The sequence below is a fragment of the Zwartia sp. genome (assembly GCF_049655405.1).
Lineage (GTDB): Bacteria > Pseudomonadota > Gammaproteobacteria > Burkholderiales > Burkholderiaceae_B > Zwartia.
Map to the genome: position 1 here is coordinate 310,529 of NZ_JBASJR010000013.1, position 24,625 is coordinate 335,153.

21 protein-coding genes are annotated in these 24,625 nt (G+C 51.3%); 12 read left to right on the top strand and 9 right to left on the bottom strand.

Annotated elements, in window-relative coordinates:
- Window positions 1–87 precede the first annotated feature (87 nt).
- From lpdA to aceE, 3 genes are read right to left on the bottom strand one after another with little or no spacing between them, the layout of a single operon-like run.
- Window positions 88–1,890 (bottom strand): dihydrolipoyl dehydrogenase, encoded by a 1,803-nt coding sequence (gene lpdA / locus WBJ47_RS12940; protein WP_422243465.1) that lies wholly within the window; start codon window positions 1,888–1,890, stop codon window positions 88–90.
- A 9-nt stretch (window positions 1,891–1,899) separates the two neighbouring features.
- On the bottom strand, window positions 1,900–3,255 hold the full coding sequence (aceF, locus tag WBJ47_RS12945; RefSeq protein ID WP_422243464.1) for a dihydrolipoyllysine-residue acetyltransferase: 1,356 nt from the start codon (window positions 3,253–3,255) through the stop codon (window positions 1,900–1,902).
- A 14-nt stretch (window positions 3,256–3,269) separates the two neighbouring features.
- Window positions 3,270–5,969, bottom strand: a complete 2,700-nt coding sequence (aceE, locus tag WBJ47_RS12950; RefSeq protein ID WP_422243463.1) for a pyruvate dehydrogenase (acetyl-transferring), homodimeric type — start codon at window positions 5,967–5,969, stop codon at window positions 3,270–3,272.
- A gap of 198 nt (window positions 5,970–6,167) precedes the next feature.
- Between aceE and WBJ47_RS12955 the strand changes: the two genes are divergently transcribed.
- The 5 genes from WBJ47_RS12955 (at window position 6,168) to WBJ47_RS12975 (ending at window position 12,165) form a co-directional block, all read left to right on the top strand.
- Window positions 6,168–7,922, top strand: coding sequence for a PAS domain-containing sensor histidine kinase (locus tag WBJ47_RS12955; protein ID WP_422243462.1), 1,755 nt, complete (start codon window positions 6,168–6,170; stop codon window positions 7,920–7,922).
- The gene (locus WBJ47_RS12960) at window positions 7,919–8,545 is read left to right on the top strand and encodes a response regulator transcription factor (RefSeq protein WP_422243461.1); all 627 of its coding nucleotides are present in this window, start codon (window positions 7,919–7,921) and stop codon (window positions 8,543–8,545) included. The genes WBJ47_RS12955 and WBJ47_RS12960 overlap by 4 nt, the downstream gene beginning before the upstream one ends.
- Window positions 8,542–9,405: a bifunctional methylenetetrahydrofolate dehydrogenase/methenyltetrahydrofolate cyclohydrolase FolD gene (folD, locus tag WBJ47_RS12965; protein ID WP_422243460.1), complete on the top strand. Its 864-nt coding sequence runs from the start codon at window positions 8,542–8,544 to the stop codon at window positions 9,403–9,405. Before WBJ47_RS12960 ends, folD begins: the two co-directional genes overlap by 4 nt.
- 13 nt (window positions 9,406–9,418) lie before the next feature.
- On the top strand, window positions 9,419–11,503 hold the full coding sequence (locus WBJ47_RS12970) for a M3 family metallopeptidase (RefSeq protein ID WP_422243459.1): 2,085 nt from the start codon (window positions 9,419–9,421) through the stop codon (window positions 11,501–11,503).
- A 74-nt stretch (window positions 11,504–11,577) separates the two neighbouring features.
- Window positions 11,578–12,165 carry an SCO family protein gene (locus WBJ47_RS12975; RefSeq protein WP_424585326.1) on the top strand — a complete coding sequence of 196 codons (588 nt, stop codon included), beginning with the start codon at window positions 11,578–11,580 and terminating at the stop codon, window positions 12,163–12,165.
- Window positions 12,166–12,176: 11 nt separating this feature from the next.
- Here WBJ47_RS12975 and WBJ47_RS12980 read toward each other — a convergent pair whose 3' ends face one another.
- From WBJ47_RS12980 to WBJ47_RS12990, 3 genes are all read right to left on the bottom strand, one after another.
- A complete protein-coding gene (locus WBJ47_RS12980) occupies window positions 12,177–13,592 on the bottom strand; it encodes a dihydrolipoyl dehydrogenase (protein WP_422243517.1) in 1,416 nt (471 codons plus the stop codon).
- Between the two features lie 78 nt (window positions 13,593–13,670).
- On the bottom strand, window positions 13,671–14,408 hold the full coding sequence (locus WBJ47_RS12985; protein WP_422243518.1) for a glutathione peroxidase: 738 nt from the start codon (window positions 14,406–14,408) through the stop codon (window positions 13,671–13,673).
- A 161-nt stretch (window positions 14,409–14,569) separates the two neighbouring features.
- On the bottom strand, window positions 14,570–14,779 hold the full coding sequence (locus WBJ47_RS12990; RefSeq protein WP_422243519.1) for a heavy-metal-associated domain-containing protein: 210 nt from the start codon (window positions 14,777–14,779) through the stop codon (window positions 14,570–14,572).
- A 51-nt stretch (window positions 14,780–14,830) separates the two neighbouring features.
- Between WBJ47_RS12990 and WBJ47_RS12995 the strand changes: the two genes are divergently transcribed.
- Window positions 14,831–17,125: a heavy metal translocating P-type ATPase gene (locus WBJ47_RS12995; RefSeq protein WP_422243520.1), complete on the top strand. Its 2,295-nt coding sequence runs from the start codon at window positions 14,831–14,833 to the stop codon at window positions 17,123–17,125.
- Window positions 17,126–17,135: 10 nt separating this feature from the next.
- On the opposite strand, the gene WBJ47_RS13000 is transcribed toward WBJ47_RS12995, so the two are convergent.
- Together WBJ47_RS13000 and WBJ47_RS13005 are read right to left on the bottom strand one after the other, a co-directional pair.
- Window positions 17,136–17,708, bottom strand: a complete 573-nt coding sequence (locus tag WBJ47_RS13000; RefSeq protein ID WP_422243521.1) for a nitroreductase family protein — start codon at window positions 17,706–17,708, stop codon at window positions 17,136–17,138.
- 120 nt (window positions 17,709–17,828) lie between these two features.
- On the bottom strand, window positions 17,829–18,032 hold the full coding sequence (locus WBJ47_RS13005; RefSeq protein WP_028816786.1) for a cold-shock protein: 204 nt from the start codon (window positions 18,030–18,032) through the stop codon (window positions 17,829–17,831).
- Window positions 18,033–18,184: 152 nt separating this feature from the next.
- Between WBJ47_RS13005 and WBJ47_RS13010 the strand changes: the two genes are divergently transcribed.
- From WBJ47_RS13010 to WBJ47_RS13035, 6 genes are read left to right on the top strand one after another with little or no spacing between them, the layout of a single operon-like run.
- Window positions 18,185–18,364 (top strand): hypothetical protein, encoded by a 180-nt coding sequence (locus WBJ47_RS13010; protein ID WP_422243522.1) that lies wholly within the window; start codon window positions 18,185–18,187, stop codon window positions 18,362–18,364.
- A 13-nt stretch (window positions 18,365–18,377) separates the two neighbouring features.
- Window positions 18,378–19,673: a D-amino acid dehydrogenase gene (locus WBJ47_RS13015; RefSeq protein WP_422243523.1), complete on the top strand. Its 1,296-nt coding sequence runs from the start codon at window positions 18,378–18,380 to the stop codon at window positions 19,671–19,673.
- A gap of 36 nt (window positions 19,674–19,709) precedes the next feature.
- The gene (alr, locus tag WBJ47_RS13020; RefSeq protein WP_422243524.1) at window positions 19,710–20,798 is read left to right on the top strand and encodes an alanine racemase; all 1,089 of its coding nucleotides are present in this window, start codon (window positions 19,710–19,712) and stop codon (window positions 20,796–20,798) included.
- Between the two features lie 47 nt (window positions 20,799–20,845).
- The gene (gene xth, locus WBJ47_RS13025) at window positions 20,846–21,625 is read left to right on the top strand and encodes an exodeoxyribonuclease III (RefSeq protein WP_422243525.1); all 780 of its coding nucleotides are present in this window, start codon (window positions 20,846–20,848) and stop codon (window positions 21,623–21,625) included.
- A 24-nt stretch (window positions 21,626–21,649) separates the two neighbouring features.
- The gene (locus tag WBJ47_RS13030; RefSeq protein ID WP_422243526.1) at window positions 21,650–22,504 is read left to right on the top strand and encodes a VOC family protein; all 855 of its coding nucleotides are present in this window, start codon (window positions 21,650–21,652) and stop codon (window positions 22,502–22,504) included.
- Between the two features lie 51 nt (window positions 22,505–22,555).
- A complete protein-coding gene (locus WBJ47_RS13035; protein WP_422243527.1) occupies window positions 22,556–23,176 on the top strand; it encodes a glutathione S-transferase family protein in 621 nt (206 codons plus the stop codon).
- A gap of 2 nt (window positions 23,177–23,178) precedes the next feature.
- Here WBJ47_RS13035 and WBJ47_RS13040 read toward each other — a convergent pair whose 3' ends face one another.
- Window positions 23,179–24,552 carry an MmgE/PrpD family protein gene (locus WBJ47_RS13040; protein WP_422243528.1) on the bottom strand — a complete coding sequence of 458 codons (1,374 nt, stop codon included), beginning with the start codon at window positions 24,550–24,552 and terminating at the stop codon, window positions 23,179–23,181.
- Window positions 24,553–24,625: the final 73 nt, after the last annotated feature.

Genomic DNA, 24,625 nt, shown 5'->3' on the forward strand with positions numbered 1-24,625 from the left:
GCGCGGTATATCGCGTAAAGAAAAAGCTGCCAAATTTTGGCAGCCTTTTTTTACTGAGGCCGATGACAACAGGCCCAATGGACAGATTTACTTTTTACGCACCGGTGGCAAATCCGTGCAATGACCCTCAGCGGCTTCGGCAGCAAGACCAATCGACTCACCCAACGTTGGATGCGGATGAATGGTTTTACCGATATCGACCGCATCAGCGCCCATTTCAATGGCCAGCGCAACCTCACCAATCAGATCGCCTGCATGCGTGCCAACAATACCGCCACCCAAGATCTTGTGCGTGGTGGCGTCAAATAAAAGCTTGGTAAAGCCCTCATCCCGGCCATTCGCAATCGCACGACCAGAAGCCGCCCAAGGAAACACGCCCTTGGTCACAGCAATGCCCTCTTGTTTGGCTTGATCTTCAGTCAATCCTACCCAAGCGATTTCAGGATCTGTATAGGCAACAGATGGAATGACCCGCGCATCAAAGAAGCTCTTTTGACCGGCTGCGGCCTCTGCAGCCACATGCCCCTCATGCACCGCTTTGTGTGCCAACATCGGCTGACCCACAATATCGCCAATCGCGAAAATATTGGGTACGTTGGTGCGCATCTGCCGATCGACTTCGATAAAGCCCCGATCTGTCACTGCAACACCTGCACGCTCAGCACTGATTTTTTTACCGTTGGGCGTACGTCCAACCGCCTGAAGCACCAAGTCGTAGCGCTGCGGCTCTTTAGGCGCACCCTCACCCTCAAAGGTGACGTAAATACCATCCTTTTTGGCCACGGCTGCGACTGTTTTAGTCTTGAGCATGAGGTTGTCAAAGCGATGAGCGTTAAATTTTTGCCAGACTTTGACGAGATCGCGATCTGCGCCCTGCATCAAACCGTCCTGCATCTCAACCACATCAAGACGTGAGCCCAATGCAGAATAGACAGTGCCCATTTCAAGGCCGATAATTCCACCGCCGACAATCAGCATTTTCTTCGGAATGCTACGCAAAAGCAGCGCGCCTGTGGAGTCCACGACACGCTCGTCGTCAGGCATAAAGGGGAGTTTCACAGACTGACTACCGGCAGCAATGATTGCCTGTCCGAAAGCAATCGTCTGAACGCCCTTGTCAGTCTTGACGCTCAAATGATTAGCGGTCAGAAATTCGCCCAAACCCTGAATAACAGTTACTTTTCGCGCTTTGGCCATACCCGCCAAACCGCCTGTTAGCTTGGCAATCACACCGTCTTTGAAGGCACGAAGCTTATCGAGATCAATTTTGGGCTTGGCAAAAGAAATGCCATGCGCCTCAAGCGCCTGCGCTTCTTCGAGGACAGCTGCAGTATGTAACAAAGCTTTGGACGGAATGCAGCCAACGTTGAGGCACACACCACCAAGCGTTGCGTAACGCTCGACCAACACCACATTCAGACCAAGATCCGCTGCGCGAAAGGCGGCTGAGTAACCACCAGGACCGGCACCCAGCACCAGTAAATCGCACTGAATATCCACTTTTCCAGCGAAGCTTGCGACAACGGGCAGCATGGCGGTGGGGGCAACCAGGGCCGCAGGAGCGACCGGAGTCGCTACGCTCTCGGGGGCTGAAGCAACCGCGCTCGCAGTTTCGGAAACGGCAGGCGCAGACGAAGGAGCTGTTTCGGCGCCAGCTTCCATTTTCATGATCGCAGAGCCTTGCTTGACCTTGTCACCTACTTTGACAGAGATACTTTTGATCACACCCGCTTGCGCGCTTGGAATCTCCATCGAGGCCTTATCAGACTCGACGGTAATCAAGCTTTGATCCGCCCGAACCGCATCTCCCACTTTGACCAAGATCTCAATGACTTCTACGGTATCAAAATCGCCGATATCCGGAATGACCACATCAATTTGATTGCTCATGGCAACTCCTTAAAGCGCGATACGACGGAAATCCGCCAGGAGGCTGCCAAGATAGGCATTAAAACGCGCAGCAGCTGCGCCATCAATCACGCGATGATCATATGAAAGCGAAAGCGGCAACGTCAGCTGAGGCACAAAGGTTTGGCCATTCCAGACAGGCTTCATGTATGAACGTGACACGCCCAAAATCGCGAGCTCAGGTGCGTTAATGATGGGCGTGAAATGCGTGCCACCGATCCCGCCCAGAGATGAAATTGAAAAACAACCGCCTTGCATCTCGGCTGGAGACAATTTACCGTCACGGGCTTTCTTGGCGAGCTCGCTGCTTTCATTTGCAAGCTCAATGATGCCTTTTTTATCTGCATCGCGGATGACTGGTACAACAAGACCGTTTGGTGTGTCTGCAGCAAAACCGATATGGAAATATTGCTTCATGATCAGCTGATCGCCGTCAATCGAGGCATTGAACTCAGGGAATTTCTTGAGCGCAGCCACGCAAGCCTTGATCAGAAATGCAAGCATCGTGACCTTGACGCCGGACTTTTCGTTTTCTTTGTTGAGCGTCACACGCAGGGCTTCGAGCTCAGTGATATTCGCTTCGTCATTGTTGGTGACGTGCGGAATCATGACCCAATTACGGTGTAAATTCGCACCAGAGATTTTCTTGATCCGTGACAATGGCTTAGGCGTGACTTCACCAAATTTTGTAAAGTCAATTTTGGGCCAAGGCAAGAGATCTAGCCCACCCATAGATGCACCTGAGGAGGCGTTTGTGGCAACACCTGCCCCGCCGGCCAAAGCCTGTTTCACAAAGCTCTGGACATCCTCTTGCAAGATGCGCTGCTTGGGGCCTGTACCCGCCACAAGATTTAAATCAACACCTAATTCTCTTGCAAACTTGCGCACTGACGGTGAGGCATGTGCCATCCCCGCTGTTGATACTGGCATTTCTAACTTGCCTGCTGTGGGAGCTTGAGCCGGTGTCATTGTCACTGCAGGCGCAGCCGGAGCAGACGCTGCGACAGGCGCGGGAGTCGCAATGGGCGCGGGTGTGACTACTGGTGCAGAAACGGGGGCTGAAGGCGTGGCAGTGGGTGCGGTTGCAGGTGCGGCCGCTGATGCTGCCGCAGCATCAACATGCAACATGACACTACCTTGTTTAACCTTGTCGCCCACTTTGACATCAATCGACTTGACCACTCCACCAATAGAGGTGGGGATTTCCATCGAGGCTTTGTCCGACTCCACAGTGATCAGACTTTGTTCTGCTTTGACTGTATCACCGACTTTCACCAGAATCTCAATCACTTCGACAGTGTCGAAATCCCCGATATCTGGCACTTGAATGGCTGTAACGTTGCTCATAGCGGATCTCTTTATCAAGCGTACTGGGGATTGGCTTTGTTGGGATCAATGCCATATTTCTTGATGGCAGCGGCCACTTGACTCACAGGGACGGTTCCCTCATCAGCCAGCGCACGTAGGGTTGCCAACACGACAAAATGACGGTCCACCTCAAAGTGCTCTCGCAATTTGGAACGGAAATCCGAGCGACCAAAACCATCCGTGCCCAAGACTTTGTAATCGCGGCCGCGCGGCATGAAGGGACGGACCTGATCAGCGAACAGCTTCATGTAGTCTGTCGAAGCGATGATCGGACCTTCTGTTTTTTCAAGCAAGCTGGACACAAAAGGTGTTTTGGATTTGCCAGTTGGATGCAGCATGTTGTGGCGCTCACAATCCAAACCATCACGGCGCAACTCAGTAAAGCTGGTCACACTCCAGATGTCTGCAGAAACGCCCCAATCTTTCTCGAGCAAATCTGCGGCAGCCATCACCTCGCGCAAAATCGTGCCTGAACCCAACAGCTGGGCGCGGAGCTTATTTTTACCGCCTTTTTTGAGACGATACATTCCGCGAATGATGCCTTCCTCGTCACCTTTGTTCAAACCAGGCTGAGCATAGTTCTCATTCATCACCGTCAGGTAAAAGAACACGTTTTCCTGATCTTCAACCATCCGCTTTAAACCATGCTGGATGATGACCGCGAGTTCATGGGCAAAGGTGGGGTCGTAAGAGACGCAATTGGGAATCGTCGAGGAAAAAATATGGCTATGACCGTCTTCGTGCTGGAGCCCCTCACCGTTGAGGGTGGTACGACCTGCCGTGCCGCCGAGCAAAAAGCCTCGTGCCTGCATATCACCCGCAGCCCATGCCAAATCACCCACTCGCTGGAAACCGAACATCGAGTAATAAATATAGAACGGGATCATGATGCGGTTATTGGTCGAGTACGACGTTGCCGCTGCAATCCACGAGCTAAATGCACCCGCCTCGTTAATCCCCTCTTGGAGAAGCTGACCATCAGAAGACTCGCGGTAATACATCACCTGGTCTTTATCGACAGGCGTGTACTTTTGGCCTTCGGGCGCGTATATACCGATCTGCCGGAACAGTCCTTCCATACCAAAGGTACGCGACTCATCCGCCAAAATCGGCACAACGCGAGGTCCGAGATCCTTGTCGCGCAGCACTTGATTTAGAACACGAACAAACGCTTGAGTGGTGGAGATCTCTCTGCCTTCTGCTGTAGGCTCCAAGACTGGACGCAATACTTCAAGCGCGGGCGCTTTGAGGGATTCATCTGCACGTGTGCGGCGCTTTGGCAAGTAACCACCCAGCGCTTTGCGACGCTCATGCAAGTACACCATCTCAGGTGAGTCTTCGGCAGGCTTGAAGTAAGGAACCTCTTCAATCTTGCTATCAGGAATCGGGATGTTGTAGCGGTCACGGAACTCGCGGATCGTATCTGTGTCGAGTTTCTTTTGCTGATGTGAAGGATTTTTTGCCTGCACAACATGTCCTACGCCATAGCCTTTGATCGTTTTGGCCAAGATGACAGTGGGTTGCCCCGTGTGCTTGGTCGCAGCGGAAAACGCGGCATAGACTTTATGGGGATCGTGACCACCACGATTCAAGCGCCAGACGTCGTCGTCGCTCATGCGAGACACCATTTCTAACAGCTTGGGATGCTTGCCAAAGAAGTGTTCACGAACAAACTTTCCATCATTGGCTTTGTAGGCCTGATACTCGCCATCAACAGTTTCCTCCATGATCTTGCGAAGGATGCCTTCCTTGTCGCTTGCTAAAAGAGGATCCCAATATCCTCCCCAGATCATCTTGATGACATTCCAGCCGCTTCCACGGAAATCACCCTCGAGCTCTTGAATAATCTTTCCGTTACCGCGCACAGGTCCGTCTAGACGCTGCAAGTTGCAGTTAATAACAAAAATCAAGTTGTCGAGCTTTTCACGTGCAGCCAAGCTGATTGCGCCTAATGACTCGGGCTCATCCATCTCGCCATCGCCGCAAAACACCCAGACCTTACGCTGGCTCGTATCGGCAATTCCACGTGCATGCAGGTACTTTAAGAAACGCGCCTGGTAAATCGCCATCAGCGGACCTAAGCCCATAGAAACTGTTGGAAATTGCCAAAACTCGGGCATCAACTTGGGGTGTGGATAAGAAGAAAGTCCTTTTCCACCAACCTCTTGGCGGAAATGATCCAGCTGGTCTTCAGTCAAACGGCCTTCGAGGTAAGCGCGACCATACACACCTGGTGAGGAGTGCCCCTGGAAGTAAACCAAGTCTCCACCGCGCTCTGGCGTGTCAGCATGCCAGAAATGGTTTTGACCGCAACCAATCATTGTGGCCAAAGAGGCGAAAGAAGCAATGTGACCGCCAAGGTCTCCGCCGTCGGGAGGATTATGTTTGTTGGCCTTGACAACCATCGCCATCGCATTCCAGCGAATGATGCTGCGGATACGCGCCTCAAGTTCCAAATTGCCTGGCTGAGTCGGCTCAAGCCCAACAGGGATGGTATTGAGATAGGCTGTATTAGGAGAAAAAGGGATGTGCGCACCTGAGCGACGCGCTAAATCTGTCAGACGTTCTAAAAGGTAATGCGCACGGTCTGGGCCCTCACGGTCCAACACTGCTGCCAAAGCATCCAGCCATTCTTGTGTTTCCAGCGAATCGACGTCGTTCGCGGCATTGAAACCGGCAGCTTGTGGTGCCATGTGAATCTCCTGATTCTTGGGTTCTTTGATGTAAGAGCCTAACTGTTTTTTGGGTATTTGCCGCATTCTATGTACATCTATTCATCACGGCAACAAAAATTTCATAAGGCGGGACGTATTTTCATATCGTGAAACGCACAATGAGGTTTTGGTGGCATAACCTGACTAAAATGCGCTATCCGTCAATTTGCGTGAAACATGTCCGCTCCCCCAAAGTCAGTGATCGCCACACCGTTTTTAGATCAGGCACGCCTTCGCCGGCGCCGCTGGTATTGGCTCACGCCGATGCTGATTCTGATCTTGTATGCGTGCGTGATGGGTGCCTTCTTTTGGTTACAGCGTATCCAAGACGGTAGCGTGATGTTCATCACGATCGATCAAGAAATGCGACAGCACCGTTTGATCTGGGTCGTGATCGCACTTTCTGTGGTGATCGTCATCGCCCTACTAATTTTGTGGCGTTACACACGATACCGATCAGAAGCGGAAGCCGCGCTCATTGCGGAAACAGGTTTCAGACGCGCCATGGAAAACTCTATGTCGACAGGGATGCGCGTATTGGATCTCGAAGGGCGCATTGCCTACGTCAACCCTGCCTTTTGCCGCATGATTGGCTGGAACGAAGCAGACCTGATTGGTCGTATGCCTCCCTTCCCTTACTGGGTACCCGGTCTACACGATACTCACATGCAAACCTTGGAGAGTGTTCTAACAGGCAAAGCCCCAAGCAGCGGCCTTGAACTCGAAGCACAACGACGTGACGGCTCACGCTTTAACGCCCGCATGTACGTATCTCCTCTGCTTGATCCTCAAGGCAATCAAATCGGCTGGATGACCTCCATGACGGATATCACTGAGCCCAAACGGATACGAGAGGCGCTGACTGCTGCGCACGAACGTTTCATGACGGTACTAGAAGGCCTGGACGATGCGATCTCGGTGACGGCTGATACCAACGACGGCCTTGAATTATTGTTTGCCAACCGCACTTACCGACGACTCTTTGGAGCTCAAACAAATGGGCATGATGAGTTGCTTGCGGGTCGGCGTGGCCGTTACACCGACGAATCCGTCGAGATTTTTTCAGCGTCCGTTCAAAGATGGTTTGAGGTGCAACACCGCATGTTGGCATGGACCGACGGTCGACGAGTCAGGCTTCAGGTCGCCCGTGACATCACGGAGCGTCGTCAGCACGAAGAAACCTCAAGGGTTCAGCAAGAAAAGATCCAGCTCACCAGCCGTCTCACAACAATGGGCGAAATGGCCTCCTCACTTGCCCATGAACTCAACCAGCCCCTGACAGCCATTGCCAATTACAGTATGGGTGCCGTGGCGATGGTCAAGTCTGGCAATCCAAACATGGACATACTACTGCCTGCGCTCGAAAAAGCTGCTGCGCAGGCACAGCGTGCAGGCAAGATCATCAGCCGGATCCGAGACTTTGTAAAACGCAGTGAACCTCGCCGACAAGCGATTCAAATTCAAACCGTTGTCGACAACGCCATCAGCCTCGCTGAAATACACTCGCGCAAACGTCAGGTCGCAATTAGTCACAATGTGCCTGAAAATCTGCCCGATGTCTTCGCAGACCCCATCCTGATTGAGCAAGTGTTGTTGAACCTATTAAAAAATGGTCTAGAGTCCATGGAACATAGCGCGGTGGAAACACTCGTCGTGGCTGTGACACTGCATGACCATCAAATTGAAGTCGCAGTCACCGATCATGGCCACGGCCTTTCAGACCCAGAGCGCCTGTTCGAACCCTTTTTTAGCACTAAATCTGAGGGGCTCGGCATGGGCCTGAATATCTGCCGCACGATTATTGAATCTCATCATGGCCGTCTTTGGGCGGTCAGCAATCCAGAAGGCGGAACAACCTTCCGCTTTACACTGCCTTGTGTCTCAAACCTTGAGGCGCAAAAGCACATTCAGTCCGAGGAGTTACCCACATGAATACCCCCCAAACTGCTAGCACCGTTTACATTGTCGATGATGACGAAGCTGTCAGGGACTCTTTACGCTGGTTGCTTGAGGCAAATAACTATCGTGTTCGGGCATTTCCAAGCGGAGAAAGTTTTCTAGCGGAGTATGACGAAAAGCGTCCTGGTGTGCTGATTGTGGATGTCCGCATGCCTGGCATGAGCGGACTTGAGCTTCAAGAGCAACTCATCGCCCGCAAATCGACGATGCCGATTGTTTTCATTACCGGTCACGGTGATGTGCCAATGGCAGTCTCCACCATTAAAAAAGGTGCGATTGATTTTCTGGAAAAACCCTTTGACGAAACGGACTTGCGCGAAATCGTCGGCCGGATGTTTGAACAAGCCAATGAGAGACTGTCTCAAGCCCAAGCGCAAAAAGCCCATGATGCGATGTTGGCTCGACTAACTGCTCGCGAACAACAAGTACTCGAACGCATTGTTGCGGGTCGCCTCAACAAACAGATTGCTGACGATCTAGGTATTAGTATCAAGACAGTCGAAGCGCACCGCGCAAACATCATGGAAAAGCTTCAAGTCACGACGGTTGCTGATCTGATGAAAGTTGCCTTGTCCAAACCAGAGGTTTCGGCATGACGGCACGTATCATTGACGGCGTCAAACTCGCTGCAACGATTCGCGAAAATGTAGCTCAGCGCGCAGCAACACTGACCGCAGCTGGAGTCAAACCTGGTCTGGCCGTCATTTTGGTGGGCAGTGATTCCGCCTCTCAAGTGTATGTTCGCAATAAGGTTGCCGCTTGTGAAAAGGCGGGCTTGTACTCTGTGCTCGAACAATACGATGCCGACATGACCCAAGAGGCCTTATTGTCCCGCATCAGAGAGTTGAATGTGGACGCTTCCATCCACGGGATTTTGGTTCAGCTCCCCTTACCTGCACACATTGATGCGCATCAGGTGATTGAGACCATCGCCGCCCAAAAGGATGTAGACGGCTTTCACGTCAGTAATGCGGGACTGCTCATGACGGGCAAACCTTTGTTTAGGCCTTGCACGCCCTATGGCGTCATGAAAATGCTGGAATCTGAGCATGTGACGCTTAGGGGAGCTGTCGCGGTCGTCATTGGCGCGAGCAACATCGTCGGCAAACCCATGGCAATGCTTCTACAAAGTGCAGGTGCAACAGTCACGATCTGTAACTCAAAAACGAGAGAACTCAGTTGGCACACACGCCATGCGGATATTCTGGTGGTTGCTACAGGTAAGCCTAAAATGATTGATGCGAGCATGGTGAAACCAGGAGCGATTGTCATTGATGTGGGCATCAACCGCGGCGCTGACGGAAAGCTTTGCGGAGATGTTGACTTTGACAGCGTCAAAACAGTCGCAGGCGCCATCACTCCCGTACCGGGTGGTGTAGGTCCCATGACCATTGCCATGTTGCTGGTCAACACCATCGAAGCCGCTGAACGCACTTTACTCACGTCCTCAACATAGTCAGGCTGAACAGATGAACCCACTTTTGGTCCCAATGGATACGTTGGTCGACTATGCCTCGATCACCCCCAGTCACGTCAGCGATGCGATCGAGCAACTCCTCGCAAAAGCACGAACTGCCATCGCCGTCGCAGCTGATCCAGCTTTGGCGCCAACATGGGAAGCAGTCGTCACGCCGCTTGACGACGCATCAGAGCCACTTTGGCGCGCGTGGTCCATTGCGGGACATCTCAATGCAGTCGTCAACACACCCGAGTTGCGGGATGTCTACAACCAGATGCTGGGTCCAATCAGCGAATTTTCTACTTGGGTAGGTTTGCACGAAGGGCTTTATCAACAATATCAACGACTTCGTCATGCGCCTGACTTTGAGCAATGGTCTCCTGCAAGGCGCCGTGTCATTGATCTGGCCTTACGCGACTTTAAGCTCAGTGGTGTCGAACTTCAGGGCGACGCCCGTACGCGTTATGCCGCGAATTCGGATAGGCAATCACAAGTTTCCCAAAAATTTTCTGAGAATGTGCTGGATGCCACGGACCGTTGGTCACTGGTCATTGAAGACATCAAGCGGCTGGACGGCATCCCCGAGGACACATTGGCATCTCTCAAGGATGCCGATCACGAGCGTTGGACGCTCAATCTTAAAATGCCCTGCTACCTGCCTGTCATTCAATATGCGCACGACCGCGAATTGCGACGTACCATGTACCAAGCCTATGCGACACGCGCGTCAGACCAGGGCGACACCAGTCTCGATAACTCGCCACTCATCGAGGAATCCCTTTCCTTGCGTGCAGAAGAGTCTCAATTATTAGGTTTTCAGCACTTTGCCGACTTGCGTCTGCAAACTAGGATGGCCGATAGCGCTGAAGAAGTCATGGACTTTTTGCGTCAGCTCGCTAAACGAGCAAAACCCTTCGCTGAGCGGGATCTCACCGAATTAAAAGCATTTGCCAAGACTGAACTTGGCCTGACTGATTTACAGCCTTGGGACATTCCTTATGCTTCTGAGCGCTTGCGTGAAATGCGCTACGCATATTCAGAAGATGAGGTCAAACAATACTTCACAGAACCTCGCGTATTAAGTGGCTTGTTTGAGGTCATTGAGACTCTGTTTGGCGTGCGACTGACACCCCACAATTTAAACGGCTGGCATAAAGACGTTCGTGCTGCTGCAGTCCAAAATGATTCAGGTGAAGTTCTCGGATATTTGATATTGGATCTTTATGCTCGCTCAGGCAAGCAAGGTGGAGCGTGGGTCGACAGTGAGCGCAACCGTCGCAAACGTTTATCGACCGTGCAGACACCTGTTATTTATTTGACCTGCAATTTTGCGCGCCCTCAGGGCGACCGGCCAGCCTTGCTGACGCATGATGATGTGATTACCCTGTTCCACGAAAGTGGCCATGCCTTGCATGCCCTTCTTTCAGAGGTAGATGAGCCGGGAGTCTCTGCCTTTGCCGCAGTTGAGTGGGATGCAATTGAGCTTCCCTCGCAATTTATGGAAAATTTTTGTTGGGAATGGCAAGTGTTGCAACGCTTAACTGCGCACATCGATACTCAAGAGCCCTTGCCTAAAGAGCTTTACGATCGTATGAAAGCTGCACGCAACTTCCAGAGTGGTATGCAGACAGTGAGACAGATTGAGTTTTCTTTGTTTGACATTCAACTGCACAATCGTAGCCAAGGACTTTCCATTGCCGAGGTACTCACGCAACTTGATCAAGTTCGTGAGGAGGTCGCTGTCGTGCGTCCACCTAGCTGGCACCGCTTCCCCCATAGTTTTTCTCACTTGTTCGCGGGTGGCTATGGCGCGGGCTATTACAGTTACAAATGGGCAGAGGTTCTGTCAGCTGACGCCTTCGAGGCGTTTGAAGAGGCGGCGGCACGCAGCGCAGCTTCAGCGCATCAAACTGCCGTGAGCCTCGGCGCACTTGACTCGGACACCGGGATGAAATTTCGCCGTGAGGTGCTTGCCGTGGGTGGCACCAGACCTGCCGCAGAGTCGTTTAATGCTTTCAGGGGCCGCCCGCCCAAGATGGATGCGTTATTGAGGCACAGCGGCATGCTCGACGAAGCCACGCCAATCCGTACTTAAACCATCAAGGCTTTATGTTGAGTATGCTTAATCAACCAGTTTGCACCATCTTGAAACGAATGATCGCGAGTGTGATGACTTGTTGTCTTGTTTTCTTGACGGCTTGCTCCGATCCAACGCAAAAATGGTCGCTCTATGATGTGTCGGGTCACTTGCCAGACCTGAAGTTTTCTTTGTTGGGCGAAGGAAACAAAATCATTACCCAAAAAGATTTGAAAGATAAAACAGTTTTAATGTTTTTTGGTTATGCAAGCTGCCCAGACATCTGTCCCACGACGATGGCTCAGCTCACCGAAGTATTAGAAAAACTTGGAGACCAAGCTAAAGACGTACGGATTATTTTTGTCAGTGTTGATCCGCATCGTGACACACCTGATGTCTTGCAAGCCTACGTGAATGCTTTCAATAAAAATGCAATCGGTTTAACAGGTAGCGAAAAACAAGTTGCCGATCTCGCTCGCCGCTACCGAGTCGCCTACCAGATTGAAAAGCCTAAGCCCGGCGATGATGCCAAAATCTACGATGTCACGCATAGCCGCGGTGTGTTTATTTTTGACAAAACCGGTCGAGCGAGATTGTTAGCGCCTGACACCGAAAAAGTTGATGTCGTCACTCAGGACTTGCGTCAGCTTCTTGAGCTCACCAAGCCCGGTAAATCCTAAGATCAGCTGTTTTAGGCAGGCGCGTGATGCGAGAGGGTTTGGTCAAGCTTGTCACGTGCGTCTCTTAAAGCCGTGCGTAAACCCTCCTCAATCACGGGATGATAAAAAGGCATCTCTAGCATCTTGTCTACGGTGAGCTCCTGCTGAACAGCCCAAGCGAGCAAATGCCCGATATGCTCCGCACTGGGACCGATCATTTCAGCCCCCAAAAATCGACGCGTCAACTTGTCCGCATAGACATGCAGCAAACCTTTATTTTTAAGCATGACGCGCGAACGCCCCTGACTAGTAAAGTCGACCTCACCCGTGACGAATGCACCCGGTTTGAGTTTGGCGAAAGTCTGACCAATCAGTGCGATCTGTGGATCTGAAAATACGACGCCTAGACCTGCTCTGCGCAAACCTGGCTGAACATCTGGAAAGTTTGCCGCATTGGCACCTGCGATTTTGCCTTCGTCAGCGGCCTCGTGCAAAAGCGGCACATCACCATTGACATCACCTGCAATGAAAATGGGCAATTGGGCGATTTGCATCGTTTCACGATTGAAGGCGGGGATTGCTCCTAACTGACGCTCTACCCCTGCCCGTTCTAAGCCCAGTGAGTCAAGATTTGGCTTACGCCCCGTCGCAATCAGCGCATAATCAAAACGCTCTGTTTTTTCCGTATTGTCGAGCGCGACATAACGAATTTCTACTTCATCACCCACGCGCTTAGTGTCGAGCACACGCGCATCAGGATCCAAGTAAAACTCTTGCTGAAAAATCTTTTTTGCCACCTGACGCACGGTAGGATCACTCATGCCGGCAAGCGAACCACTGACACCAAATACGCGCACGGTGACACCGAGCCTTGCCAGCGCCTGTCCGATTTCAAGACCAATGACCCCAGGACCAAAAACTGCGAGACGTTTGGGCAAGTCATCCCAGGAAAAGACGTCGTCATTGATGACGAGACGATCTCCTAGACCTTTAAAGGGCGGAGGCACTGAAGGACTTGAGCCCGTTGCGATGACGACGCTTTTAGTATGCACTTCGGTGTGCTGATCAACTGCCAACACGCCTGGCGCAATAAACCTCGCATAGCCACGGAGTTTGTGCTCAGCGGGAATATTTTCAACACTCTCTAAAACAAAACCAACAAAACGATCACGCTCACGCTTGACGCGTTCCATCACCTCACGACCATTAATACGCACTGGACCGTCAACATGCACACCAAAAGCAGAGGTGTGATTGGCGGCATGCGCAGCCTCAGCAGCTGCGATCAGAAGTTTGGAGGGCATACACCCTACTCTGGCGCAGGTCGTGCCATAGGCTCCACCTTCAATCATGAGGGCCTGTTTGCCTGCTGCGATCGCGGCTCGATAAGCGGCCAATCCGGCTGTTCCGGCACCAATAATGACAACATCTGTCTGAAGCGTTTGCATAATTATTCCTTGATGACACGTCGGTAACGAAGCGATCGCTGCACCGACTTAAATACCGGCTGCAGCATGACTGACTGATTAAGCAGCAATTTTGAAACGCTCTTTCAACGCATCAAGACCACCGATATGCTGGCCATTGATAAAAATTTGTGGAACAGTGCCCTGACCAGCAATCGCACCAATCACGCGTCCACGTACTTTGTTTTCTAAAGGAATATCAATCGGTGCGTATCCATGCTCAGCGAGTAATGCTTTCGCTTCAATGCAAAACGGGCAACCTACTTTAGAAAATACCACCACCTGATCAGGCGCCTTTGCATGAGGATCTAAGTAATTCAACATCGTATCCGCATCAGAGACCTCAAACGGATCACCGTCTTTTTCAGGCTCAATAAACATTTTTTCAATGACTCCGTCCTTGACCAGCATTGAGTAACGCCAACTACGCTGACCAAAACCGAGGCTGGTCTTGTCGACCAGCATGCCCATGCCTTTGGTGAACTCTGCGTTGCCATCCGGCAGCAAGATAATATTGTCAGCATCCTGATCGCGCGCCCATTCATTCATGACGAATGTGTCATTGACTGATAAACAAATGACGCTATCTACACCGAGCTTTGCCATTGTGGGTGCCAGTTCGTTATAACGCGGCAGATGGGTCGATGAACATGTGGGCGTAAAAGCTCCCGGCAAAGAAAATACCACCACTGTTTTGTCTTTGAACAACGTATCCGTCGTCACTTGTTTCCACTCATTTCCGACGCGCACTGGCAACGTTACATTTGGAACGCGCTGGCCTTGACGATTTTGCAACATGCCTAAATCCTTTTTTTAAGGTTGGACCTGATCACGGCTGTAATCAGACATGTGCAAATGATAAATATAAGCTATCAATTCGTACAATTGCATTTATTTAATCTATTGATAGTTTTTTAAAATAATAAACAATTAAACGGTAGTTTTAATTAATCGGAACGTTATTTCGTGACAGACTGACGCACAGGCGTATAGCCAGCCTCTTTAATCGCTTTTTCCACTAACTTGTCGTCATGGGTGCCTGATACGGTAACTGTGTGCGTCGCGACATCACACAAAACACTCGCCTCTGGCGCCACACTGTGTACACTGGTCGTGATCGATTTCACACAGTGATTACAAGTCATATCAATTACTTGGAATGAGGTCATGATGAAATTCCTTAAAGTAAAAATGCAACAAAATCGCGTGATGAGCAGCCCATGTTAGAACAAACCTCCCCAAAGACACCAGACCGCCCTGTCGAACTGGCGATTAAGGGGATGACCTGCGCCTCTTGTGTCCTACGGGTTGAGAAGGCCCTGAAAGGCGTGCCCGGAGTGGCACAGGCGAATGTCAATCTGGCCACACATCGCGCCTCCCTCACTTTTACACCATCCGTCAATGATCCAGAGTCAATGATTGCTGCGCTCGTCATGGCCTCTGAAAAGGCTGGTTACGAAGCCTCCTACATTGATGGGGCCAAGGCAACAGAGGATGGACTCGCGGCAGAGCAAAAACAAGAGGCACACGCACTGAATCGCGCATTTAGCATGGCGTTGATTCTGACCTTACCGGTCTTTATCCTAGAAATGGGCTCACATCTTTTTCCGCCGATTCATCACTTAATCCACGACACGATTGGCATGCAGCGCAGCTGGTGGTTGCAGGCCCTGCTCACCACACTCATTCTGGTGGGACCAGGAAGAAGTTTTTTTACTAAAGGCTTTCCGGCACTTTGGCGACTCGGACCTGACATGAATTCTTTGGTCGCGCTCGGCGCTTCCAGTGCATGGCTCTACTCAATGGTGACCACTTTTTTCCCAGAATGGCTGCCAGAGGGGGCCCGTCACGTTTACTTTGAAGCGGCGGCAGTGATTGTGACGCTCATCTTGCTTGGACGCGTACTTGAGTCGCGCGCGCGAGGAAAAACAGGATCGGCCATCAAACATCTGGTGGGTCTGCAGCCCAGACAAGCGCGTGTGCTGGCGAACGGAGTCGCGACCGACGTCAATATTGACCTAGTGAAGCCCGGAGATTTGATTTTGGTTCGTCCAGGAGAAAAAGTGGCCACTGATGGTGTGGTGACCGAGGGGCAGCCTTATCTGGACGAATCGATGATTACTGGCGAGCCCATCCCAGTCACGAAACATACAGGTGACCGAGTCTCGGCGGGTACGCTCAACACGACAACAAGTTTTTCGTATCGAACAACGCATACAGGCGCAGAAACAGTACTGGCCCGGATCATCCGCATGGTTGAAAACGCCCAAGGTGCAAAGCTGCCGATACAAGCAGTGGTTGACCGAGTGACTGCACGGTTTGTGCCAGTGATTATGCTTTGCGCGCTATTGACGTTTCTGCTTTGGTTAGCATTGGGCCCCTCACCGAGTGTGAGCTATGCACTTGTCAACGCGGTGGCCGTGCTGATCATTGCATGCCCATGTGCCATGGGTCTTGCTACACCGACGTCCATCATGGTGGGCACCGGCCGCGCTGCAGAGCTGGGGGTGCTGTTTCGTCAAGGTGATGCCTTGCAGCGCCTGCGAGATGTGACTGTCATTGCCTTTGACAAAACAGGCACGTTGACACAAGGCAAGCCAACGTTAACTGACCTGGTGGTGATAGATCCTCATCATGACCGCGCGACTGTGCTGAGTTGGACAGCTGCCATGCAACTGCACTCAGAGCACCCAATTGCGCAGGCCATCGTTGCCGCGGCAACCGCAGAGAGACTTGCTTTACCCGCCGCACTCAACTTTAGCGCCACAAGCGGAGCTGGTGTGAGTGCGACCGTTGCCAATAAAGCACTGCTTGCTGGCGCTCAACATTTTATGTTTTCACATGGCATTCGCACTGAGGCGCAGACTGCGCTGACCGATCAATGGGCGGCACAAGGCAAGACGCCTATTTACCTCGCAGTTGATGGTCAACTGACCGCGATGATGGCTGTTTCCGATCCTATCAAACCCAGTGCAACACTGGCCATCAGCGCTCTGAAAACACTCGGGATCCGAACCGTCATGATCACTGGAGACCACCCAGGCACTGCGCAAGCCGTTGCCTTTCAACTCGGCATCGACGAGATACACGCACAAGTGTTACCCGAGGGTAAAGTCGATCAGTTATTGAAACTGCGAGCAGACAAGCATGTGATTGCGTTTGTCGGAGATGGCATCAATGATGCACCCGCTCTCGCGACTGCAGATGTGGGGATTGCAATTGGGTCGGGCACCGATGTCGCGATTGAGGCGGCTTCGGTCGTATTAATGTCTGACAATCTGATGGGAGTGGCGACGGCAGTCAAACTCTCGCGCGCTACGCTTAAAAATATCCATCAGAATTTATTCTGGGCCTTTGCCTATAACGCAGCATTAGTGCCCGTTGCAGCAGGTGTCCTTTACCCAGGCTTTGGCGTGCTTCTTTCGCCAGTGTTCGCAGCAGGGGCAATGGCTTGCTCGAGCGTCTTTGTGGTGATGAACGCGCTCAGACTTAAGCGCGTTCAGGCCGCAAGTTAATTCCGCACTTTTAGGGTTGCCAAGTCGTTGTCATGGTCGCAGGATCAGGACGCTGGGCGGGCGGCAGCTTGACACTCGGCGTCCCAACAGCCAAGAAACCAACAAAGCGATAGTCAAGCGTATCGAGTCCGAGTGCTTCAGGCACTTCATCGGTGTAAGTCCCTAAACCTGTACTCCAGTATGTCGAGAAACCCATCATATGCGCTGCATTTTGGATGTTCATCACCGCAGCGCCCATTGAAAGCGTTTGCTCAATCTCGGGGACTTTTTCATTGTCATGCGAAATTTTGTAGGCGAGCCCGATCAAAAGCGGTACTGAAGACAGCCATTTGCGAGTGCTCTGCTCTTTTTGCTCAGTCACTTCTCGACCAGAGCGTCGAGTGGCGCCTATCGCTAAATCTGTCAAGGCTGCGATATTCTGTTGCTCAATCAAAACAAAGCGCCATGCGCGCAAAGCTGAATGATCCGGTGCACAAACGGCCGTCGCAAGCAATTGCTGTAGCTGCTCAGGATTTGGTCCAGGTGCTTGTACAAGTTTTTGTGAACGACGTGAGGTCAGAAACTGGACAGAAGCAGAGGTCATCTTTTTTCGCTTATAGAAAAACATGGAGATAAAAACTACGCAAGAAAAAACCCTGCATCACTTGCGCGATACAGGGCTTAATGACATGCGTCTGAATAATCAGACGCTGTCAGTGCAGAATTACAGCACTTGAATGTTGGTCGCGCTTGGGCCTTTAGCGCCCTGACCAATTTCAAAGCTGACTTTCTGATTTTCTTCGAGGGTTTTGTAACCGCTCGAACGAATTTCTGAATAGTGAGCGAACAAATCTTTGCCGCCGCCGTCAGGCATAATAAAACCATAACCTTTTTCGGCGTTGAACCACTTCACGACACCAGTTGCCATTTCGAACTTCCTTGATAAATATAAAAATCGGGCAAAAACGCCCAGCGTGCTAGATGATCAAGGAAGGGATAGACACCACTGCTTACCATTAAGGGCGACAGCCTAGGTACAAAAACCGCGTCGCTTGAGAATCTTGCCTATTGAGTTTACGTGTGAAAGCAATCACAGTCAAACGATTAATCGCATCAATTCAACAAATACTGCAATTAGTTGATTTTCTCTGTCCAATTGGACAAAAAGCAACAAAAAAAGTGATTTATAGAATTTTTAAGAAAAAAATCAAAAAAAAACACTACCAACCTATCTCTAAACTTCAGTTATTCCCTGAATAACGAGGTTTTGACCATGAAAGTAGTCGTTTTAGGCGCCGGCGTCATCGGCACAACTACAGCCTACTACCTTGCAAAAGCAGGTGCAGAGGTCACAGTCGTTGACCGACAGCTATGCCCAGCAAACGAGACAAGCTTTGCGAATGCGGGTCAGGTGTCGCCTGGTTACTCTTCTCCATGGGCTGCGCCTGGTGTTCCCCTCAAAGCGCTGAAATGGATGTTTGAAGAGCATGCACCACTTGCAATCCGACTAGATGGCAGCTTATGGCAACTCAAGTGGATGGCGAGCATGTTGCGTCAATGCACAGCGGAGCGCTATGTCATCAATAAAGAACGCATGATGCGTGTGGCTGAGTACAGTCGCCATTGTCTAGACACCCTGCGTGCAGACACCGGCATTCAATACGAACAACGCACGGCCGGAACATTGCAGTTATTTCGAACACAAGAGCAATTCGATGCAGCGAGTCGTGACATTGAGGTCTTAAAAGAATGTGGCGTGCCTTATGAGCTACTTCCCCAACACGAACTGACTGCTGTCGAGCCCGGTTTAAAAAACTCAACGAATCTTTTGGTGGGCGGCTTAAGACTCCCTAACGATGAAACCGGTGACTGTAATCTCTTTACCACCCGACTCGCTGCCATGGCTGAGTCACTCGGCGTCAAGTTCATGTACGGTAAGGACATTCATCAACTGCTTCAAGAAGGCGACTCCATCAAAGGCGTCAGAGTCGGTCAAGAAACACTTGTTGCAGATCGGTATGTGGTTGCGCTGGGCAGCTACTCCAGAGATTTGCTGGGGCCTGTGAACATCGATCTGCCTGTCTATCCGGTCAAGGGCTATTCCTTAACCGTTCCTCTGATTGACGAAAGCCTCGCACCGCAGTCCACCGTACTCGACGAAAGCTACAAAGTCGCTGTGACACGTTTTGATCAGCGCATTCGAGTAGGCGGTATGGCTGAACTCAGTGGCTTTGACCTCCGACTGAACCCAAAGCGTCGCGCCACGCTCGAAAAAGTCGTGACAGATCTGTTTCCGGGCGGTGACGTCAAAAAAGCCTCTTTTTGGACCGGCTTGCGCCCCATGACACCAGACAGCACTCCAATTATTGGCGCGAGTCCTTTGCGTAATCTCTTTATCAACACAGGGCACGGTACCTTAGGATGGACAATGGCCTGTGGATCGGGAAAGCTGATTGCAGACATCTTGACAGGAAAGAGCCCTGAAATCAGCACCGAAGGTCTTGCGGTCAATCGCTATCGTGCAGCACACTCTGGTTTCGCTGCGCGCGCTATCGCATTACCTGCCTAGGAGCCGCACTCACCCGACAGAAACTGCGACAAACGAATGACACGACCTTCTCGAGCTTTAATTGATCTGGCAGCGCTGCGCCAAAACTATCTCATCGCTAAACACGTTCATCAAGGACGCGCATTAGCAGTTGTCAAGGCGAATGCATATGGGCACGGCGCGGTTGCCTGCGCGCAAGCACTCGCAGATAGCGCGGATGGTTTTGCAGTTGCGCTGATGAGCGAGGCGCTTGAGCTTAGGCAAGCCGGTATCACCCGCCCTATTCTCGTGCTCGAAGGGTGCTTTGATACTCAGGAGCTCCAAGAATCCTCCGCCAATAGCATTTGGGTGGCCGTTCACCAAGATTCTCAAATCAATATGTTAGCTGGCTGCGACCTCCCCTCTGCGAGCATCCACGTATGGCTCAAAGTCGATTCCGGGATGCATCGCGCAGGCTTTGCACTGAGCGAAGTCTCCGAGGCACATGTGCGGCTTGCGGCATGTCCTGCGGTCGCTTCGATTACCCTTATGTCTCATTTTGCCCGGGCTGACGAGCCAGACGAAGCCGCAACTGCAAAGCAAATTGAGGCTTTTGAGCTCGCCACGCAACATTTACCGGGGGCACGCAGCTTGTGTAACTCAGCAGGAGTGTTAGCGTGGCCAAGCGCAAAACGGGATTGGGCTAGACCCGGCATCCTTTTATATGGCGCAAACCCACTACCGCCCTCGTACATCGAGCAACATCCAGAACATAAACTTTTGCCTGTCATGTGCTTACAAAGCGAAGTCTTTGCTGTCAAAACACTCCAACCCGGAGAGGCCCTTGGTTACGGCGGCACGTTTATCGCAGAACGACCCACTCGGGTCGGGCTCGTTGCCCTAGGCTATGCGGATGGCTACCCCCGTAGTGCACCAACTGGGACACCCGTTGCCATCGATGGCCAGCCATCGCGGCTGATCGGACGGGTGTCAATGGATATGCTCAACGTCGACCTAACTTCACTTCCTGAGGCGGGAATCGGCAGTCGAGTCGAGCTTTGGGGGCGTCAAATAGACATCAACACAGTCGCACAGTATGCCAATACGATCGCCTATGAGCTTCTATGCAACGTAAAACGCGTAAAGCGCATCTATACGGGTAAATAGCGGTTTAGAATCTGGCACATCGGCAATTCGCCATTTAAAACTGCGCCATGCAACTCGCTACCTGGAACGTCAACTCTCTCAAAGTTCGCCTGCCCCAAGTGCTCGACTGGTTATCCGCAAATCCAGTCGATGCACTCTGCCTACAGGAACTTAAGCTCGATCACGACAAGTTTCCTCTGGAAGCTTTTACCGAGATTGGATATCACGCCGCGTGGACCGGACAAAAAACATACAACGGCGTCGCCGTCATCTCCCGCCAACCCGGTGAGCATATTGTTCGCAATATTCCAGGCTTCGAGGATCCCCAGCAACGTATTGTTGCCGTCACACTTCCCTTTGGAGATCGCTCCATACGTGTGATTTGTGCCTATTGCCCAAATGGTCAGGCAGTCGATAGCGAGAAATACATCTATAAGCTCTCTTGGTTTAAAGCCCTTGAGAATTGGCTTGCACAAGAAAAATCCGCTCACGACTTCATCACCATACTCGGCGACTACAACATCGCGCCTGCGGACGAGGATGTGCATGATCCGGCCAAATGGGTGGGACAAATCTTAGTCTCTCCTCCTGAGCGTGCGGCCCTCAACGCTCTTTTAGAGCTCGACTTTCATGATGCTTTTAGACTGTTTGATCAACCACCAAAATCCTTTAGTTGGTGGGACTACAGAATGAATGGCTTTAAGCGCAACGCAGGCATGAGGATTGATCATGTACTGCTGTCAGGCTCGCTGGTGCCGTACTGCACGGCTTGCGTGATTGATAAAGGACCGCGTGCGCTTGAACAACCCTCAGATCATGCACCCGTAATTGCCACGCTCAAACTCTAATCCCCTGATTAAAAAACCTCCCATATGAAAACCAACCTCGCCTTAGCTCTGGATCACACGGTCATCAATGTCCATTTTGAAATGGATCGTGCCCAAGCGATTTTCGAGTCGCTGGGTTTCTCTCTCACACCACGTGGCCGTCACTCCTTGGGCTCAATCAATCACTTGATCGTGCTAGAGGATGATTATGTCGAAATTGTCGGATTACCCACGGATACCGACAAACTGAGGCAAGAGGTTTTGAACAGCCCGATCGGAATCGACGGGCTGGTATTTCAAACCAACAATGCAGATCAGACCTACCAAGCGCTGACGCAAGCGGGGCTCGCCGTCCAACCCGTACAGGCCTTTTCTCGCCCGGTTGAACTTGACGGTGCGACCTATGCAGCGAGCTTTCGTACCACGCGCTTTGAGGCCGGAACGTATTCAGCAGGCCGCGTGTATTTTTGCCAGCACCTCACGCCAGAACTTGTCTGGCGCAAAGAATGGCAGTCCCATGCCAACAAAACTATACGTACTGCCGCTTTTTTGATTGTAGCCAGTGATCCAGCAGCTGAGGCTAAAAAATATCTTTTAGCTTCGGGAGGGATCTTGAAAAAAGGGACTCGCGGTGAATGGCGTATCCACGCTAAAAAGTATTCGCTTGTTTTTGTCACGCACGCACAATATAAGCAATGCTATGGACAGCTCGTTCAAGAAAACACAGCAAGAGAAAGTTTTTTCGGTGCGATCGCACTGCGCACAAAAAATCTCAGCGCAGTCAAACAACGTCTAGTGCTCACCCAGCAACGCTTTCCTGAAGTCGTATGGCGCGAACAACCAGACCGAATTTCTGTTTCGATTCCTGACTTCAACACACTCATTGATTTTATAAAATAGTCCTATCAACGATCAGTCACCATCAGTCACCATTACTTGGGAAAATAAAAAATGTTAACAATCTGGGGACGCATTACCTCTATCAACGTTCGCAAAGCTGTCTGGACTGCGCAAGAGCTTGGCCTAGAGTTTGAGCGTATCGATGCAGGTGGTGCTTTTGGTGTCACAAAAACGCCCGAATACATCGCCATGAATCCCAACTCTGTCGTACCAACACTCGTTGAAGGTGACTTTACCCTGTGGGAATCAAACGTCATTGTGCGCTACCTCTGCGCAAAACACTCTCTAGGAAATTTATATCCAAGCGACTTGCAAGCGCGTTTTAACGCTGAGCGCTGGATGGACTGGCAACAAACCACGTTTAGCCCCTCTGGTCGCGATGCTTTCTGGCAACTCATCCGTGTCCCAGAAGCTGAGCGCGACATGAAAAAAGTAGAAGCATCAATTGCTGGTACAGAAATCTTGCTTGACAGATTTGAGGCGCATTTGAGCACGACCGAATATGTCGCTGGCAAAACACTCACCATGGCAGACATCCCAATGGCTTGCGAAATTCACCGCTGGTTTGGACTCAATCTGCCCTCAAAATCTAGACCGCATATTGAGGCTTGGTATGCCAAGATGCTCGCACGTCCTGGTTCCAAAAATGTCTTTACACTGCCGCTTGCTTAAAGTCAGACACGCCTCTGCTCCGTCAGTACCGCAATCAAGCCACTGACGGGCAGTTGATCAAGTGCAAAGCAGCTGTAAGCTAAATCTGTCGCGGATACATGACCGCCGCCATAAGCGCAGCAATCTTTCCCTTTCTCGACGAGCGCCGCATCACTCAGCGGATATTCTGTACTTCCGCGTAAGCGTTCAACACGTTTTTGAATCACTCTTCCATCACGCAGCTGAATGCTGATGTTCGCCCAACGGGGAAACATCGGTGGTGTCCCTTCGGTCACATGCACCCGTGATAAGAATGATTGCACAATCGGTCGCTGCACTGCAGCGTCATCGAAACTACTGAGCAACACCACACCGTCTAGCAAAGCTGCGGTGACTGCGTATTGCATACTAAACTTCCCTTCCAATCCCGTTTTTGGTTGACTGTAAATTAGTGGAACCGTTGCCCGAAAATTGGTTTGAATGTCGACACGTTCAATGTCATTAAGCGTGATCGAATACTCACTTAAGATATCCAGCAATCCGTCAATCGTGCGATGTGTGGCGTAGCAAAGCGGATATTTTTTAATTTCAATACCGCTGCGCTCTATTTCTAAAGGTACGCAACCCAGATCATCTAGCTGAGCGTGTATATCAAGCGCATCGGCGTAGAGTGCGGTATAGCCTTGCTTTCCGTCCATCGCCTGCACAGACGCATCAAAGCCAAGTTCCGCCAAGGACACGGCGCGCAAAGCGATCGCATTGGCTTGACCTGCTTGCAAAGGCTTGGACATTGTGCCGAAATTTTGTCGCGTCCCAGCGACTTGAGAAACGGTTATACCCAGCGCGTGCACCGTTTGAGCATGAGTGAGCTTGAGCAAATATGCACAAGCGGCCGTCGCACCAAAACTCGCGACAGAGGCGGTCGAATGCCAGCCTCGAGCATAATGATCATCGACCATTGCTCGCGCTAGGCGTAAAGTGACTTCGAACCCGACAACATACGCATCAATCACAGAGCACCCCTGTGCACCAATACTCTCTCCGAGTGCTAACAGAGCAGGAATGATAGCGACAGTGGGGTGACCCCGTAAGGGCGACGAAACATCATCAAAATCAAGCGCATGACCAGTGGTGCCATTGACGAGTGCCGCCATTTCAATCGACAGACGATCTCCCGTTGCCCAAGCAGTCGCCATGCGGGGGGCCGTATGGTTTTGCGCATATTTCAAACACAAAACCGATGCAGGTTCATTGACTCCAGCAAGTGCGCAGACAAGTGTGTCATACACGGCCCGCGCCGCAATGTGACGACAGGCAGGTGAAATGACGGCCGGATCAAAGTTCACAACAAACGACGCAATCTTTTCGCTTGCACTTTTTTTAGACGATGTCGTCATGATTTGATTCCGATTATTCACAGTCAATATGCCTACATTTTCTATTGAATCTCCTCAGAAGGCTCGTCATTTT